Origin of the sequence: Pseudohongiella sp. (genome assembly GCF_011050365.1) — a bacterium.
Classification (GTDB): domain Bacteria; phylum Pseudomonadota; class Gammaproteobacteria; order Pseudomonadales; family Pseudohongiellaceae; genus Pseudohongiella.
In genome coordinates this window covers 16,499-35,896 of the sequence record NZ_DRFV01000006.1, presented here as the reverse complement: position 1 = coordinate 35,896, position 19,398 = coordinate 16,499, and the positions used below count along the sequence as shown (strand labels likewise).

15 protein-coding genes and 1 pseudogene are annotated in these 19,398 nt (G+C 53.8%); 5 read left to right on the top strand and 11 right to left on the bottom strand.

The window, feature by feature from the left end; genetic code table 11:
* Positions 1-214: 214 nt before the first annotated feature.
* Together ENH71_RS04385 and ENH71_RS04380 are read right to left on the bottom strand one after the other, a co-directional pair.
* A complete protein-coding gene (locus ENH71_RS04385) occupies positions 215-805 on the bottom strand; it encodes an outer membrane beta-barrel protein (protein WP_294131966.1) in 591 nt (196 codons plus the stop codon).
* Between the two features lie 253 nt (positions 806-1,058).
* Entirely contained in the window at positions 1,059-1,400 is a 342-nt protein-coding gene (locus ENH71_RS04380; RefSeq protein ID WP_294131964.1) for a DUF1840 family protein, read from the bottom strand.
* A gap of 421 nt (positions 1,401-1,821) precedes the next feature.
* On the opposite strand from ENH71_RS04380, the gene ENH71_RS04375 reads away from it, so the two are divergent.
* Together ENH71_RS04375 and ENH71_RS04370 are read left to right on the top strand one after the other, a co-directional pair.
* Positions 1,822-2,490 (top strand): cupin domain-containing protein, encoded by a 669-nt coding sequence (locus ENH71_RS04375; RefSeq protein ID WP_294131962.1) that lies wholly within the window; start codon positions 1,822-1,824, stop codon positions 2,488-2,490.
* A 192-nt stretch (positions 2,491-2,682) separates the two neighbouring features.
* Entirely contained in the window at positions 2,683-4,542 is a 1,860-nt protein-coding gene (locus ENH71_RS04370; protein WP_294131960.1) for a M61 family metallopeptidase, read from the top strand.
* Positions 4,543-4,735: 193 nt separating this feature from the next.
* On the opposite strand, the gene ENH71_RS04365 is transcribed toward ENH71_RS04370, so the two are convergent.
* From ENH71_RS04365 to ENH71_RS04340, 6 genes and pseudogenes are all read right to left on the bottom strand, one after another.
* Positions 4,736-5,017 carry a hypothetical protein gene (locus ENH71_RS04365; protein ID WP_294131958.1) on the bottom strand — a complete coding sequence of 94 codons (282 nt, stop codon included), beginning with the start codon at positions 5,015-5,017 and terminating at the stop codon, positions 4,736-4,738.
* Positions 5,018-5,174: 157 nt separating this feature from the next.
* On the bottom strand, positions 5,175-5,552 hold the full coding sequence (locus tag ENH71_RS04360) for a hypothetical protein (protein ID WP_294131957.1): 378 nt from the start codon (positions 5,550-5,552) through the stop codon (positions 5,175-5,177).
* A 260-nt stretch (positions 5,553-5,812) separates the two neighbouring features.
* Positions 5,813-5,941, bottom strand: a pseudogene (locus ENH71_RS16060) (2,3,4,5-tetrahydropyridine-2,6-dicarboxylate N-succinyltransferase); the annotation flags it as partial.
* A 254-nt stretch (positions 5,942-6,195) separates the two neighbouring features.
* Positions 6,196-6,792 carry a DUF7010 family protein gene (locus tag ENH71_RS04350; RefSeq protein WP_294131955.1) on the bottom strand — a complete coding sequence of 199 codons (597 nt, stop codon included), beginning with the start codon at positions 6,790-6,792 and terminating at the stop codon, positions 6,196-6,198.
* Positions 6,793-6,912: 120 nt separating this feature from the next.
* The gene (locus tag ENH71_RS04345; RefSeq protein WP_294131953.1) at positions 6,913-7,413 is read right to left on the bottom strand and encodes a GNAT family N-acetyltransferase; all 501 of its coding nucleotides are present in this window, start codon (positions 7,411-7,413) and stop codon (positions 6,913-6,915) included.
* Between the two features lie 102 nt (positions 7,414-7,515).
* Positions 7,516-7,764: a DUF1272 domain-containing protein gene (locus ENH71_RS04340; protein WP_294131951.1), complete on the bottom strand. Its 249-nt coding sequence runs from the start codon at positions 7,762-7,764 to the stop codon at positions 7,516-7,518.
* 830 nt (positions 7,765-8,594) lie between these two features.
* Here ENH71_RS04340 and ENH71_RS04335 point away from each other — a divergent pair.
* The 3 genes from ENH71_RS04335 (at position 8,595) to ENH71_RS04320 (ending at position 12,779) form a co-directional block, all read left to right on the top strand.
* Positions 8,595-8,978, top strand: coding sequence for a PAS domain-containing protein (locus tag ENH71_RS04335; RefSeq protein WP_294131949.1), 384 nt, complete (start codon positions 8,595-8,597; stop codon positions 8,976-8,978).
* A 179-nt stretch (positions 8,979-9,157) separates the two neighbouring features.
* Complete coding sequence (locus tag ENH71_RS04325; protein ID WP_294131947.1) at positions 9,158-10,927, top strand: putative bifunctional diguanylate cyclase/phosphodiesterase; 1,770 nt, start codon at positions 9,158-9,160, stop codon at positions 10,925-10,927.
* 172 nt (positions 10,928-11,099) lie between these two features.
* Positions 11,100-12,779, top strand: coding sequence for an NAD-dependent malic enzyme (locus ENH71_RS04320; protein WP_294131946.1), 1,680 nt, complete (start codon positions 11,100-11,102; stop codon positions 12,777-12,779).
* Between the two features lie 124 nt (positions 12,780-12,903).
* Here ENH71_RS04320 and ENH71_RS04315 read toward each other — a convergent pair whose 3' ends face one another.
* From ENH71_RS04315 to ENH71_RS04305, 3 genes are all read right to left on the bottom strand, one after another.
* The gene (locus tag ENH71_RS04315) at positions 12,904-14,865 is read right to left on the bottom strand and encodes a PhoX family protein (protein ID WP_294131945.1); all 1,962 of its coding nucleotides are present in this window, start codon (positions 14,863-14,865) and stop codon (positions 12,904-12,906) included.
* An 84-nt stretch (positions 14,866-14,949) separates the two neighbouring features.
* Positions 14,950-16,293 carry a CehA/McbA family metallohydrolase domain-containing protein gene (locus tag ENH71_RS04310; protein WP_294131943.1) on the bottom strand — a complete coding sequence of 448 codons (1,344 nt, stop codon included), beginning with the start codon at positions 16,291-16,293 and terminating at the stop codon, positions 14,950-14,952.
* Positions 16,294-16,379: 86 nt separating this feature from the next.
* Positions 16,380-18,818, bottom strand: a complete 2,439-nt coding sequence (locus ENH71_RS04305) for a TonB-dependent receptor plug domain-containing protein (protein ID WP_294131942.1) — start codon at positions 18,816-18,818, stop codon at positions 16,380-16,382.
* Between the last annotated feature and the right edge of the window lie 580 nt (positions 18,819-19,398).

Below are 19,398 nucleotides of genomic sequence, written 5' to 3'. Positions count from 1 at the left end.
GACGATGAAGTAAAATAGTATAGTAGTCAAGAATTTCACACTAGCAAATTTTGAGCACTCAAACAGGCCGGAGTACAGAAAGCAAAAAATCACCCTTCCCCCGGTTTATTCGAAGCATCTACTCCGAAAACGCTCGAACACGGAATGTCGTCCTTCGTTATCTTTAAGCAATTTCTCACTGCCAAAGCGCCTGATTTGGCTGCTTTTTTAATACCTACAACTCCCGCTTCAAGGATAAAACTATAGCTGAGTTCTTATTGGTAAAATTTGGATAATCGGAAAAATTGAATTTGTAGTAGTTGTACTCCAGATCGAGCTCCAACTGTTGGGTCAGTTCATAACTTGCGCCAATACCCAACATAGTGTCTGACTCACTGAAACTTAAAGTTCCGGTTTGGTTAATTCCAGAGTTTCTACCAAAAAAGAAAAATGAGGAATCCGCAGACCACCAGACCTGCCCCGCTTTAGCAAAGAGGGCGACACTTTCTGAAATGGGGAGATACCCGATCGCTGCAACTGCAACACCCGTAAGGTCAAAGTTGGAAAAGACCGGTGTAGGACCGGGAAATTCACCGAAGTCGTTGTAGCTTAGTTCAACGCCAATATTGGGATTGAATTGCCATCCGACTGCTGCTTTAAGAATTGTTGTACTTTCTTCCGGAATACCGGACTGGATCCAGTTCTGACCTAAACTCCCACTAACATAGATCCCCGAATCTGAATTTTGGTCTGCTTCGGCTGTATTCAAGGCCGATAAAATGGCCAGGCTTGATAACAGCAATAGTTGCGATTGTGAGATTCCCATCTTTTTTTCCTTTTCTTAAGGCTGGTTCCTTTACGCAAATTTTGCAACCGGGAAACATATAAATACTCTGCTTAAAGGGTTCAATGCAATGGCGTCACTTTTGGTAAAAGTGAGCGAGGCGAACCACCCGCCAGCGGGTGAGTTTGCCTCCGTTTCTAGCTGGCAGTTATGTTTGGTTCGCACAGCTGGCCCGTCTCAGGTATACGCTCAGACCTGTCATGACCAAACAGGGTGTCTTCAACCAGTGCCAGCGTCACTCCGGACGCCACATCACGTAGCCGTCGGCATCGCTGGCTCGCCGTAGCATTGCGATCAGCGGTGCGGCACGAGCTGACAGGGGCACATCTTCCGGCTCATCACTGTCCTCATCATCCCGGTCGTCATATCCTGCTTTTTCATCAGGGTTATCGCTGGCCGGTTTGTCCTGCTCGTGCGCAATTGCTGAAGTCAGGCGATCCAGTGCAGCGGTCAGCGTTTCACCACTGACGGCCCCTTTCTTGCTGCCACCTTGGCCCATCATGGTAAGCAATTGATCGGCGGCACTATCAAGCATGACAAAACCGGCCGACTCCTCACTGTAAAATTTGAGCAACATAGATTATCTCCTTCGGTGCATCCGGGTAATGCAGTTCTGCACCATTACCGAGGGCTTTGGTTTTATATCGGAAAATACATCTCTTGATGACTTGGCTGTAAAACCCAGCCCTCAATTAACAGTACCATCAAGAGACCGGAATTGCTCGATCTGACCGCCTTGATTACGTTGTTCATCGCCCTGTTAAAGGAGTAGAATCCGGCTGCGCCCATGCTCTGGACGGGATTTCCGAGCCTGCCCACTTAGCGCGGTATCAAATGTCCGCAACCATTTAAGGCGATGATGCTAACGGCACAGCTACTGCCATGGGCACCACTTCCGACCGGACCATGAAGCGGGTTCAGCAGATGACACTGCTCAAGTAGATTCTGCTCTGTGTACTATTCTGTATTTATGAAATGTTCATCTCTGAGGCACATACATGACGACCTGTATAAACGCTGATTTTGATCAGCGTATCGTGATTCGACCAGAAGACTACCGGTGGGTCGACTCCCCAATGCCCAATGTGGAGCGCATGATGCTTGATAGAATCGGGGATGAGATTGCCAGAGCCACATCAATTGTGAGGTACGCTCCATTCAGTGAATTCTCGGCGCACCATCATTCAGGAGGTGAAGAGTTTTTTGTGCTGCAAGGCGTTTTCTCGGATGAACATCAGGACTATCCGGAAGGAAGCTATGTACGCAACCCCATCGGGACGTCACACACACCCAAAATCGGCAAAGATGGCGCGACAATTTTTGTCAAGTTGCACCAGTTCAGCGCAGCAGACAAAGAGCAGAAAGTGATTAACACTGATAAGGAACCATGGCATCAGGGTCTTGTTGCTGGGCTGACAGTCATGCCATTGCATGAATTTGAAGGTGAGCACGTTGCACTGGTCAGGTGGGCACCCAATACGCAATTCAGCAGCCATCGACATTGGGGCGGTGAGGAGATTTTTGTCATCGAAGGCACCTTTCACGATGAGTACGGCAGTTATCCCAAAGGCTCCTGGTTGCGCAGCCCCCATCTAAGTCAGCATCAACCTTTCACAAAAGACGATGGCGCTCTGATTTATGTCAAGACAGGGCACCTGAATCTATAGCGCTTTTCGTCCGCGGTGCAGCAACAACTGTGTCCGATTGCGGAAAATTGTTACATCCGTGGCTAAACAACCTTGCTGGAAAGCACTCGGTTCAACCTGATACCAACGTCGGCATTGAGTGCGCACTGACAATGGGACCGTGTATCAAGAGCAGGTTTTCGGTTATCCTTCATGTACTGTGGAGGATAGTTTATGAGAGTTAAGCAAGCACATGTCGGCCCGGGCCGCCATACCCTGACAGCAGCCCTGTTGTCGGCAGTACTGATTTGCCTGAGCTGGGCAGCGAACGCCGCTGAAACCAGCTACCGGGTCGACCTGTCAGAGCGCGCCATGCAACAGGTCACCATCGAAGCACGATTCAGCGACGCAACGGGAGACACGCTGGATTTTCACCTGCCCGTCTGGCGCTCCGGTCTTTATCTGGTGCTGGACTTCGTTGGCACTGTTTCCGGCATGGAGGTAAGTGATGAAAATGGCGAGGCCCTGGCTTTCGAGCAGACCGCAAAGTCTTCCTGGCGGGTAACCAGGCCCGATTCGGGCGCAGGCGACGTTGTGGTTCGCTACCGCGTATATGCAAACAGCCTGACCGACCGCACTCGCCACGTCGATGCTGATCACGCATTTCTCAATCCGGCCGCTGTGTTTGTTTATGCTGACGAGTTTCGCGGCCAGCCCATAGAAGTCTCCATCGCTCTGCCGGCTGACTGGCAGGCAGCCAGCGGCATGGAACAACCGGATCCGGGTCGCTTTGTGGCGCCACATTATGACCGTCTGGTGGACTCACCGATTGAAGCAGGAACCTTCGACCTGGTCACTTTTGAAGCGGCTGGCATGACTGTCGATTTTCTGATTCACGGCATCTGGGATGGCGATGAAGAGCGTCTGGCCAATGACATGAGTGCTCTCGTGACCGCCACTGCTGAGGTATTCGCCGCCTCAAACACGGGCCTGCCGACGGATTATTACCTCTTCATGCTGCACAGCGGCGACGGCCTGGGTGGGGGTACGGAATATTACAACAGCACGCTCGTCCATACCGACCCGCGCGCGTTCTGGGACGACGAACGCTGGCAGAGTTTTCTGGGGCTCATGGCCCATGAATTTTTCCACACCTGGAACGTCAAGCGCTTCCGGCCGGCAGCGATCGACCGATATGACTACCAGAACATCAATTACACGGAACTACTCTGGGTCGCAGAGGGCCTGACCAGCTATTACGATCAATTGCTACCTGTTCGTGCAGGCCTGGTCCCCGTGGATGATTACCGTGATCAGCTTGCCGATGCCATCAGCAGTGTGGTGGATGCCCCCGGCTACAACCAGGACACGTTGGCCCGTGCCAGCCTCGAGGCCTGGACCAAAGGCTTTCACCGCGGCGCCGACCGGGCGCCGGACAAACCCAACCGAACGGTGTCGTTTTACAGTCAGGGCGGACTGCTGGGGCTGGTGCTGGATCTGGAAATCCGCCGCACGAGTGACGGCGACCGCAGCCTGGATACCGTCATGACGTCGCTGTATGACGACTTTCCGCTGGGCGGCGGCGGTTTTACTTATGCCGATTTCCGCGAGCGCCTGGCAGCTGCCGGTGGTGACGCGCTCGCCGAACAACTGGACGGCTGGGTATACGACACCCAACCATTGCCGCTGACCGAGGCACTGCAATCAATAGGCTGGAGGCTGGATCGTGAAGATACCAGCGAAGACCCGGTGCAGGTGTCGCTGGATGTCTCGCTGCGCGGCAATCCCCCGGTGGTGTTTTCTCCCCGTCTCAATGGCGCAGCATGGCGCGCCGGTATCAATGCCGGCGACGAACTGATGGCACTGGATGGGGCCCGCATTGGCAGCAACCTGAATGCCCTGCTCCGGCGCTACAGCCCCGGCGATGAGGTTGAGTTCTCGCTGTTTCGCGATGGCCTGCTGAAAACCGTACCGGTGACACTGAATCCGGTGCGCGGCGACCACGAGATTGAAGTTGATGACGATGTCAGCGAGCAGGTGCGCGGTATGCGTGTAGACTGGCTTGGCGTTGCAGAAGAACAAGGCGAGGAGTGAGGTGGTTATTACATCGGTGAGCTCTCAAATCCAGCGTTTGTAACGTATTCGCTGCAGTGCCTGTTGGCGCCACGACCAGTGATCAATTCAACCAGCTATCTGATTGAATTGATCACTGGTTTGACTCCGTAAAGGGTCTTTCGTCATACGGGCTGTAACAAAAAGGGCCGCCTCTTCTCCCCGCTTATCTGTTTCAAAGCTCGATTCCTGCCACATCGATAAACTCTGCCCATTTTTTGGCGACTTTTTCTCCATTGTCACCGGATAGATTTGACCAACCATGGACTCGGTTCTCTGCTTCCACAATGTGAGCTATTGCCTCACTGGTTTGATGCATATAGAGAAGTGCATACATTTCGGCTGCCGCGGCCAGATGCCTGGTGATTTTCGGCCGCTCGCTCGATTCATTTGTGCGCTCTAGCGCATCTCTCAGCGCGAATGTGTAGCCTGTGAGTTTTCTTAGAATATTGTCCATGCTTGATTATACATAACACTTGCCGTTCCCGGTCAAACCTGGAATCAGCTCCGCCTGTCTGAGCCGCACTGATTCAAGCCTCTCGATAAACGGACACAAGAGAACGAGGCCAGCGAAAGAAGGACGCAGGCACGCACGTCAACGAGCGTACGTGTGGTCAAGAGACAAGCTGCGCACTCAAGATCATCGGGGGAATCCACACCGCTAAACAGAGAATCACTGAACTAGCCAGAATCAGGCACAACCCGCTAACCGTTGCGTGCAATAACACTACCCGGGGCTTGAACAGATACAGTTCAGCCACTAGCGCCGCAGTCTCGGCGAGGTTTTGCGCCAAAGCCGATAACCTAAGTGAAATGGCACGCCACCAGTATTTTCCACTAGCTGCCAGGAAAACAACGAGTGCCTCCAACCCCATAAGGTCCGCTACTATGACGAACTCCAATGCGAAAGGAATGAAGTACGGCGCAGTTATGAGCACTGCCACCAATATTCCGATCTTTACCCAGGTTGGCCAGCTAAAATTGATCTTCATCTATTCCCTCTGAACGCCTAACGCTGCAAACAAAGGCAAGCATTGGCGAATCCAGCGCTAAAAGTAAAATTTTTAATTGTTTTGTTATGCATTTGCTCAATCATTGTTATGCAGTGTGGAGTTTATACCGCCCCAACGAGCTGAGTCGGTGGGCTTCACCTCCACCGCTCCGGATTGGCTATTGCGCCGAAACAACAAGCCCGGTTTGCCGGATAAAGTACGCGCGGACACCACGCTACCATCTGGGAGTGTAAACGCAGAACTGGCCCAGCCGAAGTCCACGCGACATTGGTTAAAAGGGAGAAGATACCTTCCAGGTTCAGTTCATTTGGCCCTACCACACATTCCGACAGCAAATGTAAACGAAGGTATGCCTCCTCGGTGGTTGTCGGCGCGTCGGAAAGGTTACCAATATTGATCTCGACAGAATCACTCTGAATGAGCCCATACTTTTGAGACAAACAGCTCCGGGCCGCTATTTCGTTGTCACGGGGAAACCAGCAATCCAGAGTTACTCTCGACTCAGAGTCAAAGTAACGATGTCCCACTCGCCTGATAATCATTTAACCTCGCCGATTGGCACGTCAACGCAAAACCAATGACACCTCTATCGATAGCAGCGCTCACGATACATAACGCCACGCTAACAGGCGCCGTCTCGCGGCGTCCCGGCAGACGCACCCTGCGAGTTGAGCGCTTGTTTAGTTTGCGATGCCTTATAAGTCACGAATATTACAACACCGAATATGTACTCAACTAATGCACCAGTCAATGCACCCAGAAACACGGGCGCTTGCAAATAAATCAGCCACAGCCCAGAGGCCACCAATGTTGCTCCGAAGATCCAGAAAATACGCATCCCGTACAAAGTGGAAAAAGTGAGATAACGGCCAGCAATTACTAAAAGCATCGCCGGGAAAAACCACTCGACCCTAAACATAGCAGCAGCTATTGCTATGGGGATAGACAGAAGCATCCAGATAGTTCCCTCCATGGCAAGCGGAGCGAGAGGATTGTCCTTGCTGTGCTTTCCGGTACACCCAATCAATCTGCAAAGTACAACCGACACAGGGAAAATGAACATCCCCGCCAGTACCAGAGTGATAACACCTGCCCGCTCCGATACCAAGGCTGCAACTATCGCAGCTAACAGCCACGCACTTCCTGAGGAGACAATGCCAGGGGCTCCACCGTAGTAGGCATCACGCATGTTGCATTGTGCAGCTGAGATTGAATCCATATTTAGCTACCTAACGTCCAGTCCAGCCACAGCTGGTATCGAGCGAATTTTGCGATTTTTTGAGCGCCATCGAAGAGCATGGAAGGTCTGCAATACCCGATGTCGGTTTGCAACTGATTGTTATGTGCGCAGCTTGGCGTAATGCAGTATGTCAAACATCTGCCCATTTTTAATGACTTCATTTTTAAGCACGCCCTCCAGGAGATAGCCATTCTTCTCGAGAACGCGCGCTGATGCTCGATTAGGTGCCAGTACTGGCGCGAATAGCTTTCCCCTCACACCCTCTGAGAATGCGTGTTCTGTCATAAGCTTTAATGCCTCGGTGGCGATGCCACGCCCCCAGAAATCTTCACCAAGCCAGTAACCAATCTCTGCCGTATGACTTTTCCAGCCAACCTGAGGCGTGATTCCGACAGTTCCGATGAAGGCACCATCGTACTCAATAGCTTTGGTTATCGTACCGTTGTCATGTGATCCAACGCTGATCCACCAATTGGCATCCTCCATGGTGTAGGGATAGGGGAATGTATAAATCAGGAATTGCGACACATTTTCGTTGTTTGCAAGTTCTACCAACCGCGGTGCATCGCTAGATTCGTAATCCCTGAGCGTGATCCTCATCGTTAGTGTTCCTGATATTCAGTGCTGGCAGTGCAGTTATGGGCACATAAAGCTGAGTACAGTGGCGTCCGGCAGCCATCCACCGCGCACTGATGCGAGTGGTTAAGACTTGGCACTGCAACCACCGGCCTTGACCACACGATGGGTTGACGCTGGATATTTACCTAGCAGTGATACCGGGCGAATGGGACGGGGCGAAAAACTGCCGCCGCAGTTGGGACACTGATTGGCCAAAACGCCAGACGCACAGGATTTACAAAATGTGCATTCAAATGTGCAGATAACAGCCTCAAGGGAGTCCGGCGGCAAATCCTTGTCACAGCATTCGCAATTGGGCCTCAATTCGAGCATAAAATCCTCCCTGTCCCAGGAAACCAAAACCCAAACCTCTGGCAATATCGTCAAATAGGTGAGCGCACGCCGGTTCTGATAGTGGTGCTATCGTTAGATGAAGTCAGGCGTATTCTAGCTCAGCCCGATGGCCACAACCGACTGATAATACGTTTGCTTAATGGCCGTGGCCTACGCGTTCAAGCAGGAGTGTAACGGGCCTGCCAAACGGGCTCTTCGCGGGTGAAAACCAGGGCGCCAGTCACGCTACCGCCCTACGGGTACAATCCGCATGGGTTGGCCACCTACGTTTTAGCGTCAGTTTAGGTGGAAGTCAGGACTAATCTGACCAGATCCACAGAGTTGTCGCAAGTAGCCATAGGGCTAGTTTCAGACAAAAAGCCGCTGCTTGGTGTGACGCCGGGGCGCCCTTGTGGAAACCGCTCACGGCCGGAGCAAGAAGCTACAAACCATCCTGGGCCCCGGGCCCTGGCGAACCGTGACTATCGCCCTTTGGCAGCCAGAAGCACGTTTTCATGGATATCGACTGAAATCCCACCACAATTGATAACTGAAATTTCTCCCCGGATTGCCGGTTCATTGACCGTCAGCCAGGTAGACTGGTCAGGCATGGAAATGCGCTCCGGGTGACGCTGAACACCGCATTTCATTCCGGTCGCTTCAGTACCAGGTCTGGCACTTCGATGTTGGCAAGCGTACAATGAATTCTAATAATAGTCTTTGAAAAGACTGGAGTTGTCGATGCGCACCGTGTGCCGGTTACCCGGGGATTCACAGATCGCATTCAACAGCCAGTTCAATTAACCGGAACCACAGTCACGAACGCCGCTATGCACCTTGGATTCACAGATGATGCCATATTTGACAGGATCGACTCACTCAGCGAGAGTGAGCTTGATGAGCTCGATTTCGGGGTCATCGGTTTCGATGCGGAAACGATAGTTCGCCGGTACAACGCTCTTGAAGCCAGGCTTGCCGGGCTGTCTCCGCAGCGTGTGTTGGGCCAGCCCCTGTTTACCGTAGTCGCGCCCTGCATGAACAACTTCATGGTCGCTCTGCGGTTTGAAGATGCAGCGACCACCGGCGACTCTCTGGATGAAACTATCAACTATGTACTTACGTTTCGCATGAAACCTGTGAAGGTCAAACTGCGACTGCTGGCAGGCCCTCCTGGCAAGACGTTGCGCTACCTGCTAGTAAACCGCCTCCAGTAAATGCACCCTCACGTGGCGATCAACGATGAGCACGAAGCACTACTTGGGCTCATCTACATGGCACCGGTCGGGTTTGTGAGGACGGCGCTCGATGGCGAGATTGCTATGATCAACCCGGTCCCGGCACAATTACTGATGCCACTCGCGCGGGACGTCAGTCCCGGCCAAGGCGCGAAAACGTGACGACATCCAACGACGCCTATGAGTCCCTGCTCCAGTTCATGTATCGGGCGCCGATTGGCCTGGTGCAGACCTCGCTCGATGGCGACATCGAAATGATCAACCCGAAGTCGGCGCAATTGCTGATGCCGTTCTCGCAGGACGGGAGCCTGGACAACCTGTATACCTTGCTGCAGGACAGCGCGCCGACGCTACGCCAGCTGGCTGCTGATGCGGACCCCGCCAGTGGCATCATCTGCGAATCGCTGCGCATCTCACTGCACCCCGAAGCGGCCCCCAGCCCGTCGTCTCCAATCCTCTCGCTGAGCATGCTGAGGCTGGTCGATGATCTGCTGTTGGCAGTCTTTGTTGATGTCACACTGGAGGTACAACACGAACAGCAAGTTCTCTCCAGAAAACTCAGTGAAGCCGAACGCGTCGACAAACTGACCGGACTGCCTACCCGGGTGGCGGCGCTCGAACTGCTCCAGACCGCGCTGGACCGGCCCGCGACAGACACCCGTTATGGGTGTGCGTTGCTGTACATTAGCTGTAACCGCTTCAAACTCATCAATGATGCGCTTGGATACAACATAGGGAACCAGCTTCTGAGCCTGATCGCCGGCCGCCTGGGCTCCACGCTGCGCTCGCGCAGGCGAGACGGAGAGGTGATGGACGGCCTGCCGCTGACGGCGCGTATCGGCGGCGACGAGTTTGCCGTCATGCTCGATGATCTGTTGGTGCCGGAGAACGTGACGGGCGTCGCGCAGCGGATACTTGACCGGCTGGGAAGGCCCTACGCAATAGGACCGCACAAGATTTATTGCAGCGTCAGCATGGGCATCGTTGTGCAGAACCGCGACTCGGGCAATGCGAGCGACCTGCTGCAGGATGCGAGTCTCGCAATGGAAGACGCAAAGCGGGCCGGCGACTCTCGCTATGCGATTTTCGAACCGGGGATGCGCGCAAGTGCCCGGCAGCGCAGGAGTGTAGAGGACGATCTCCAGCTTGCGCTGGCCAAAAACCAGCTTTTTGTTGTTTACCAGCCCGTGGTTGGACTGCAGGGAGAGCAATATATCGACGGCGCTATTGACCCATGCGCCGGCATGGAGGCATTGGTGCGCTGGCAACACCCGGTTCGGGGCGTTGTTTCGCCGGTAGAGTTCATTGGCATCGCCGAGGAATGCGGCATGATCGACGCAATCGGCGAATTCGTGCTGGACACGGCGTGCCGCCAGTTCATGACGTGGCAGGCGCTGCTAGGGCCGCGTGCGCCACGTAAACTTGCGGTAAACCTGTCACGCGAACAACTCAGCCATCCGGGGCTGGCGGGCATAGTGGACGGAATACTGCGCTCAAGCGGCATGCCTGCGTCATGCCTGCAACTGGAAGTCACCGAAAGCCTGGCAGCCCAGAGCGGATCGGTGTTAACACGACTGCATGAGCTGAAGGCGCTTGGCTTGACGTTGGCACTGGACGACTTCGGGACCGGGTACTCCTCGCTCTCCAGTCTTCACCAGATACCCGTGGACACGGTAAAGATCGACCGCTCATTTGTGCGCTACGGGGATACCAGTCTTCATCATCGCATCTTGATTGACGCCACGATCCGGGTGGCACACAGCCTGGGGATGGACACGGTAGCCGAAGGCATAGAAACCTTTGCCCAGGCAGAGATTGTCCGTCAACTCGGCTGCGACAAGGGCCAGGGGTATCTGTACAGCAAGCCTGTGGTAGCGGCGGATTTCGCCTCGTGGCTCACGGACACAACAGTCGCCTCAAAATCATAGTTAATTGCATGTCCGCAAAAGGAAATGTCTCCGGGCGTTGCAGTTGTTTACAGAAGTGCTCGCTTTAGCCGTGAAGCTCTCAGCCTTTTAGTACCGTCCCTGGCAACGGGACAGGACCCTTACGTAAGATTGTATCCATAAATAAACAAGTGTAATACCAGAGAGACACCGCATGACAAAAACTACCGATCGCTCCCTGTACCTCCCGTACGCCGGGCCTTCCCTTCTCGACATGCCCCTGCTCAACAAGGGAAGCGCTTTCACGAATGAAGAGCGACAAGAATTCAATCTTACCGGCTTGCTACCCAACAGGGTCGAAACTATCGAAGAGCAAGCCGAAAGAGCTTATAAGGGCTATGGTAAACTCGCTGACGACCTGGATCGGCATATCTACCTGCGATCTCTTCAGGATGACAACGAAACACTGTTTTACAAAATCCTGGAACAAAATATTACCAAAATGCTGCCCGCGATATACACGCCAACTGTCGGAGATGCGTGTGAGGAGTTTTCAAAAATATATCGCAATCACAGGGGCCTGTTTGTCTCCTACCCTGACCGTGACCGTCTTGATGATATTCTGCGAAGTGCAACAAAAGACAAGGTCAAGGTTATTGTTGTAACAGACGGAGAACGCATTCTTGGGCTGGGAGATCAGGGTATTGGCGGCATGGCCATACCAATTGGCAAGCTCTCTCTGTACACCGCATGCGGCGGCATCAGCCCAGCCTATACATTACCTATCGTTCTTGATGTTGGCACCAACAACAAAACTTTGCTTCAGGACCCCATGTACATGGGTTGGCGTCATGAAAGAATTTCACAGAGCCAGTACGATCAGTTTGTCGCGGAGTTCATCGAGGCTATCAAGCGCCGATGGCCCAGAGTTCTGCTACAGTTCGAAGACTTCGCGCAGTCCAATGCCATGCCACTGCTGCAGCGCTACCGGGATGAAGTATGTTGTTTCAACGACGACATTCAGGGTACTGCTGCCGTCTGTGTGGCCACGGTTCTGGCAGCATGCCAGGCCAAGGAAGAGCGCATCAGCCAGCAACGGTTCGTTTTTGTTGGCGCGGGCTCAGCCGGCTGCGGTATTGCTGAATATATTGTTCGCGCCATGGTAGAGGATGGGTTGACCGAGGTTGAGGCGCGGTCACAGATATTCATGATTGACCGCGATGGATTACTGATCTCGGGCATGACCGGCCTCCACGAATTTCAGGCGCGCCTGGCAAGAAGTGATCCGCAGCACCAGGTGCCAGGGTCTGGAACCCTGCTCGAAGTCATAAAGCGCCACCACCCTCACATACTTATAGGCGTGTCCGGGCAACCTGGGTTGTTCACCCGCGACGCCATCGAACAGATGCACAAGACCTGCGCTCGCCCCATCATCATGCCCCTGTCCAATCCGACATCCCGCGCGGAAGCATCCCCGGCCGACATTCTTGCCTGGACCCATGGCCAGGCAATCGTCGCCACCGGCAGCCCCTTCGAGCCGGTCCAGTTCAGGGATCAGGTACACCCTGTCGCACAGTGCAACAACGTCTATATCTTCCCAGGCATCGGCTTGGGAGTTATAGCAGCCCAGGCGAGCCGGGTGACTGACAATATGCTGATGGCAGCGTCTCGCGCACTTGCCAACGAAGCACCGGTCAGCAAAACCAGCAATGGCGCTCTGTTGCCCGCGCTAACGGACATCCATCGGGTGAGTAAAGCCATTGCCTTTGCTGTGGGCATGCAGGCCCAGGCTGACGAAGTTGCGTTGGCGGGCAGTGAAGAAGCGATGAAGGCAGCGATCGAGAAAAATTTCTGGTTACCGCAATATCGTCGCTATCGTCGCCGGGCCTTCTGAACTCAATGGCCGAGTATCCACTATCGGCCATCAGCTTCTGCCACTCAGACAACAGGCGCAAAGTGCTGCGAGTCCTTACATCAGGAACGACACCTTTGGAACCGGATCCTGGATTTGTCAGTACTCAGCTACCAATGACACCGCCATCCTGCCGGGTGACCACCACCGTTGCCGAGCGCGGCCGCGATGTGCCGCCATCCGGCCAGTGACTACTCACGTCGATCGGGCCGCTACCTTCGCCAGGATGCTGGACATTAACAAACATTGTGCGAAGATCCGGCGTCATCGTCACCCCGGTGATCTCGCAGCCGACCGGACCGACGAGGAAACGACGCAGATCGCCGGTAAGCGGATCAGCCGCCAGCATCTGATTGTTTCCAAAAGGCCCATCACTGAGCTGGCTGCCGCTCATGTCAGTCTGTATCCATAGTATCCCGCGACTATCGAACCATAACCCGTCGGGACTGGCAAAATGATTGTCTTCTGTCAGGGTAACGGAATTCTCACCCGGTGTTTGGGTGCCCGTCTCCCCTCCCAGCAGGAAGATGTCCCACTCAAAGTGACGCGCGGCGAAATCGCCGTCCGCCTCCAACCACCTTATGATATGCCCGTTCACATTAGTGGCTCTCGGGTTGGCCGTGTCGGTCTCGGCTTCGGTGCGCTCGACATTGTTGGTCAATGTGAAATACACATGTCCCGTATCCGGATCAATGGCACCCCACTCGGGCCGGTCCATTTTTGTGGCACCGGCCACGTCAGCGGCAAGGCGCGTATTTATCAGCAGGTCCGCCTGATCACCAAACATAACGCCCGCAATGTTAGCCCGAGCGAGGAAAGCCGCGTCACTGGCATCCAGTCGCAGCCACTCACCGCTGCCGTCAGGGTTAAAACGCGCCACATACAGGTCCCCGTCTTCCAGAAGATGGGATCCCGCGCTGACTGCCCGATAGGGCTGCCTGGAGACGAACTTGTAGATATATTCGTAGCGCGCATCATCACCACAATAACAAACCAGCGGCTGCCCTTCTTTCACCGGGGCAAAAATCACACCTTCGTGTGCCATGCGTCCAAGTGCCGTGTGCTTAATCGGCTCACGACCCGGATCAAAGGGGTCAATTTCCACTACCCAACCGAACTGTGATGGTTCATTTCGAAAATCCCCGGTAGCCGTCGAACCCCGGGAAGAAACATCAAAGCGTCCATGGATGTCTTCACCGCCATCCGAAACCTCCCAGTGGTACCGGCTCGCTTCTGTACCCAAGCCGTAACGGCTGTGTTCGCGCGGCAATTGCTGGTCATGGTTGACAAAATAACCAGCCCAGTTTTCCTCGGCGGACAGATAGGTTCCCCATGGAGTCACGCCATGCGAGCAGTTATTAAGGGTGCCACGTCCTTTTGTGCCATCGGGACTATAAGCGGTTCTCAGTCCCTCTGCGCCCCGCACTGCTCCCCGAAACTCCATCGGAGTCGTTCCCGTAATGCGCCGGTTATACCGACTGTCCTGCTGCAACACCCATTCACCATCAGACTGACGCAGCACATGCAGTACCGACACACCATGAGCGGCCATTTCCAGCGCCACTTCGCCAGCCGGGCGATGTTCACCCAGGGTGGGACCGCCGGGGTGGAAGTTAGGCGGATCGACATACTCGTGGTTCATGACCAGTAAACCTTCATCCGATCGGCCATCAATGGGGAAAAAATGCATGCCGTCGTGATGACTGCCCACCTGCTGCTCCTGATCAGCAGCCGTGAGACTTTCATCATCCCCGACATGATCAGAGTAAAGGCAGGTGCCCCATGGCACAAAAGGCCGTGCCGTATAACCCTCGGGAACGTGTATTGTGTCGTCTTTCCCTGAAGCTATTGCGGCAAAGCCCAGACGCTCCTTCTTCCCGAGAGCACTAAAAGCGGGAGCCATGAAAGCGGATACAGCAGTAGCCAGCGCCCCGCACAAAAACTGCCTGCGGCCAATCTGCCGTTGTAATAACACGTCCTGGAAGCTGCTGTTTTGGGAGTGATTGCTCAACGGTTCCAGACCACTGTTGTCAATCTGGTGAAGATGGTTTCGTTCGGTGTTTTTCATGACTGCTTACCTGTAACAAAAAAGCAGCACGGCCGATATGCGGCCGTGCTCAAATGTCCCCTCCGGGGACTGCCCACATACTACCTATCGCTGAGAGTCATTGACCTTGACGACCAGCGGCTGTGTCCAGGCCATCTCCAGATCACCGACCGCGAACGGATTGACATGCCGGCGTGTTGAAGTGATACGGGCCCGAACATACAGCTCATCGCCCCTCACCTGGTAGGTCGCATGGGTTCCTTCCACGCTGTCCAATACTTCGCCGATCTCATCACTGTAGCGATGGATGGTCTGATGGTGATGATCAGGATTGCCACGATGCTCATGAGGTTCGGAGAATCTCTCGATGGGTGCCAGATCCGCCTCCTGACGCGTACCAATGAACTCGATGCGATATTCCGCATTGTCCTGCGGCTCGATCTCCAGCTCGATGTAGTCATCCGTGATCGTCAGTGTGCGAAGTGTTACACCGGTGCTGTTGTAAAAGTCACCGCGCTTGACAGCTGCTGTGATCGCATTGGGTGTCAGATGCGTGGAGCGAACCATCATCCAGCCGCGGCCGGGATTGGTCATGCCCTCGCCCCAGGACATATGATCATGCGCATCATCAGTGGCCACACCGTAGATGACACTGCGCTCGTACTCACCCAGCCGCTTGGACAGCACGATGTCCCACATGCGCTCAGTACTGATGTGTAGCTCGTCCCCGTGGTTGTCAACGCCGGCATGGCCGTTATACATCTCGAAAAAACCATCACCGGGTCTGTGGTCAATCTGGAAAAAATCCTCAGCTGTCTGGGCATAATGGAAATTGGGGTGGTTAAGATGTGCCACCATGGGCTGCTGGTACTTCTCCTGCTGTGCCACGACGGCATCCAGGTTGTTCTGGATGGTATCAGCCACACTGGTACCGCCCTGGGGAAGAATAAGTTCCACCAGATTGACACCATTCATGTGCATCGGATGGGCTTCGAACCGATCGGTAATCTCTTCGCCCTTGATGAAGATGAATTCATTCGCTTCCTCGAACAGCGTACGGAAATCATCCAGAGTCTTCAGGCGTACTTCCAGCTTGCCATCCACTCGCCGCTCCTGAACCCAGTCGGCGCCAAATTGGGACACATAACTCTCATAGGCTTCACGGACCTGTTCTGGCTTGCGAGGTGGCTCATCAATGGGATACCACTTCTCTCCCTGCTGCATGATATTGTGATCACTCAACACGAGGAAATCATAACCGTTACTCTTGTACCAGTCCGCGATCACTTCCGGCGGGGCATCGCCGTCGCTCCACCAGGAGTGAGTGTGGGTATTGCCCTTCCACCACCGTAGTTCTCCACTGTATTCATCAGCCACCAGCTGAGAGGCGCCTAGCAGCATGGCTATCGCCGCTGCTGTTGCTGCTGTTTTCCTAGTTGCTCTTTTCATATCACTAACTCTCTATAAATAAATCGTTATCCATATTTCCAACAGGGATCGCTGAAGGTATTTTCTACAGCGCAGACCTGCATTTATTAGAACGTATATTCATACTGAACCCAGAAAGAACGCGGTTTACCATTCCAGCCATACTGGTAGTAGTATTCGGCATCATTGACGCCAATCTCACCACGAACGCCTGCGCGCGATACCCGCTGATCAGCACTGGCAGAGGCACGTTCGAAGTATTCTTCGTCCAGGATGTTTACGGCCCTTATCATGAATCTGTGCTGATTTTCATCTCCCATGAAATGCTGAATGGAACCATCAAGTACAAAGTAGTCACCAAAGTTCAGATCAGGGTTGGTGCGATTACCATTGCCATCGACCAGCCTGCTGGAGCGACCGTTGCCATAGGCATATTCAGGACCCTGCCATTTAGGGTTCAGCGAGAATATCCAGTCTTCTCTGGGCGTGTAGGACACCAGTGCCGCTGCCGACCATTCCGGACGCTCGGAGGACTGTCGGAACCGTTCGGAACCTGCCGCACCTGGTACAACAAAGTCTAGCGATTGCCCGGTACCGGCCAGCATGGCGTTTTGGCCATAGATCGGATTAGGTTCCAAAGACTCCATATCCGTGAAAGTGAAATCCACACCCCACTGGTCTGTATCATAGGAAATATCCAGAGACATACCCGCAATGTCCTGCACTGCACGCCGATTAAAGAAAGCTACCGAGTCACGCGGCACGCCATTATCGAGCGCGAAATTACAAAAGGCGGTTGGCGTGACGATATTCGGATTGATGTCTACACTGGAAACATCAGGGTAGTTAATACAGACATTCTCGATTGCTGAAGAACCAAACAGGTTATCAATTTTGGTATCAAAATAACTGACCTCGACGTTGAAGGTACCCTGTGCAAGATCACCGTTCACGCCAAATCCGAAACTGTACGTTTCGACACTCTGAGGCTCCAGATTGGGATTGGTGACCGTGTTACTGCGCATGCCGGCCTCGGTCAGCGTGGGGTTACTGTAAGACGTACCCCCGTTGGATCGTAGATAAAAACCGCCCGGCAATTCCTGACGGATGCCGTACTTCCAGATTGACTGATCTTCGAACTTGTTATTGAAGTCCTGACGGAATGCCAGCGAGAAGTTGGTTTCCACCAGCCAGTAGGCGGTGGCTCTCAAGTCGGCGTAAATGCCCGTGGTCGAAATCGTGTCGTCTTTCATACCGTACTCGACAGCGGAGTCATCACGATAGTTGATGCTCTGCAGACCGACTACGCCCTCAATCTGTTCATTCAACGTCATTTTTAGACGGTTGTTAAAGCCGTAGTCCACATAACCGGCGCGAAACTGATCAGGATCGCCGAACCCTTTAGTCGGAACACCACTGCCGTAAGTAGCCGTCGACTGGATCACATAACCGATCGGCGCACCGATGGGGAATGGGTTATCAGCAGTGCCGTAGGGATTGCCATTCTCGTCCACGTAATAACCCTGCTCAGCTGCGACCGCCGCTCCTGCACGATTACCATAAGGGTTGGTGACACATCCGGCAGGCAAGTTCGGTTGACCGGCCGCGAAAGCTTCGAATTCAGCTGCGGTATTGAACCGGCTGATACCCTGCGCAGTGGCCGCCGCCTGCGCATCGGCGGGCAAATCGGCCAATCTGGGGATATTGCAGGTACGGGCATCCAGCTCGGTGTTCCAAAGCTTTGGAGCCGTGTAATAAGCCTCTGCCTCGTAGGAGAAACGGTCATTAAAACGGGTCTTGAATTCTGCATTAAAAATCGGAAACTCGGTATAGTTCGGCTGGTAGATTGTGGAGTTCGGGAAAGAGTCCCTGAAATCGACAGTGGCCAACTGGTAGCCCGCACGCAGTTCCGTCTCAGCGTCAATGGCCCACAAATATTTGGCGCCAGCCAGGTTGTAGCTATAGGGAAAATCGTGCTTTCCACCCAATGCCAGTACGTTGTCGGTGTAGGCTTCTTCGCTGAAGAGTTCGTGAGCATCCGTCTCGTAGGAGCGACCAAATACCATCAGGTAATGACGACCGGCCTTGTCCAACGGGATCGTGACATTGCCGTACATTTCGCGCGTGTTGAAAGCCCCCGCATAAACACCGATCTCGCCATTGGCTTCATCGCCGGCTTCCGGCTTCTTGTAGATGGCATTGACCACACCGAGGCCGCCGTTACCGCCGAAATAAAGACTCTGACCTCCCCGGAAGATCTCGACACTCTCGATCATGCGCGGATCAATGGCTGTGGCACCCCATATAGTCTCCAGCGGTGTCCCCCGATCGAAGGTTGGCACGCCATCCAGCAGCAATAGTGTATCCCGGTCGGTGCCCCCATCAATTCGTATGGTGAACTCGCCTTCGTCCGGTGAGTAACCAATATTGGCGCCTCGGATCAATCCTGACGCCAGCTCGCCAAAGTTTGTAAACCCGCCAGTCTGAATCTCCTCAGCATCGATTACCTGGACCTGTGTGCCAAATCGGGCTACATCGATGGCCATATCCGACAGCCCTCTGGTAGAGCTACCCTCCACCCGAATCTCCCGGATGGGGGCCCCCTCTTGAGCGAACGCTCCGCCAGCCAGACTTGTGGCAATAGTTGCCGCGATGGCAGCCCCTAATAAGCGGCGATTAACGCCAGAGCCCCTGCTATCCGCAGCTCTGATATTGACGATTGTGCTTGATGTAGTAGATTCCACGCTGTGCCTCCGAAATACACTTGTTGTAAATTTAGGGGCAAAGAATGTCATCCTTCCAAGACAGTCAGACGACTGTTTCGTGGCACTTTAATGAAGATTAGGTGAATCGCCTGAACGGCGCTGATAAATCAGGAATGATGGAGACAGGATGCTTCAATTATCGGAAATAGAATCCGTAAATTTGCTTAGCGCAGCGAACCAAAATCAAGATTTTTCGCTGCACAGGCCGTCAGAACGTAAAGATATTGGAATGAGTCTAAGGCGGCCGGCTGAATAGAAGACTGTCACAAAACCGGTGTGGAACCCGAATCGCCATGTTTATCTTGATTGAGTGTCTCCCGGATTATGCAGACGCCTCATTGTCAGCTTGAGAAATCTGTTC

Excerpts from the sequence above, each read along its gene's own strand:
- ENH71_RS04320 (WP_294131946.1), top strand. The coding sequence starts at position 11,100 with ATGACAAAAACTACCGATCGCTCCCTGTACCTCCCGTACGCCGGGCCT.
- ENH71_RS04365 (WP_294131958.1), bottom strand. The coding sequence starts at position 5,017 with ATGGACAATATTCTAAGAAAACTCACAGGCTACACATTCGCGCTGAGA.
- ENH71_RS04305 (WP_294131942.1), bottom strand. The coding sequence starts at position 18,818 with ATGGCCATCGATGTAGCCCGATTTGGCACACAGGTCCAGGTAATCGAT.
- ENH71_RS04375 (WP_294131962.1), top strand. The coding sequence starts at position 1,822 with ATGACGACCTGTATAAACGCTGATTTTGATCAGCGTATCGTGATTCGA.
- ENH71_RS04345 (WP_294131953.1), bottom strand. The coding sequence starts at position 7,413 with ATGAGGATCACGCTCAGGGATTACGAATCTAGCGATGCACCGCGGTTG.
- ENH71_RS04340 (WP_294131951.1), bottom strand. The coding sequence starts at position 7,764 with ATGCTCGAATTGAGGCCCAATTGCGAATGCTGTGACAAGGATTTGCCG.
- ENH71_RS04310 (WP_294131943.1), bottom strand. The coding sequence starts at position 16,293 with ATGAAAAGAGCAACTAGGAAAACAGCAGCAACAGCAGCGGCGATAGCC.
- ENH71_RS04370 (WP_294131960.1), top strand. The coding sequence starts at position 2,683 with ATGAGAGTTAAGCAAGCACATGTCGGCCCGGGCCGCCATACCCTGACA.
- ENH71_RS04360 (WP_294131957.1), bottom strand. The coding sequence starts at position 5,552 with ATGAAGATCAATTTTAGCTGGCCAACCTGGGTAAAGATCGGAATATTG.
- ENH71_RS04350 (WP_294131955.1), bottom strand. The coding sequence starts at position 6,792 with ATGGATTCAATCTCAGCTGCACAATGCAACATGCGTGATGCCTACTAC.
- ENH71_RS04380 (WP_294131964.1), bottom strand. The coding sequence starts at position 1,400 with ATGTTGCTCAAATTTTACAGTGAGGAGTCGGCCGGTTTTGTCATGCTT.
- ENH71_RS04385 (WP_294131966.1), bottom strand. The coding sequence starts at position 805 with ATGGGAATCTCACAATCGCAACTATTGCTGTTATCAAGCCTGGCCATT.
- ENH71_RS04315 (WP_294131945.1), bottom strand. The coding sequence starts at position 14,865 with ATGAAAAACACCGAACGAAACCATCTTCACCAGATTGACAACAGTGGT.
- ENH71_RS04335 (WP_294131949.1), top strand. The coding sequence starts at position 8,595 with ATGCACCTTGGATTCACAGATGATGCCATATTTGACAGGATCGACTCA.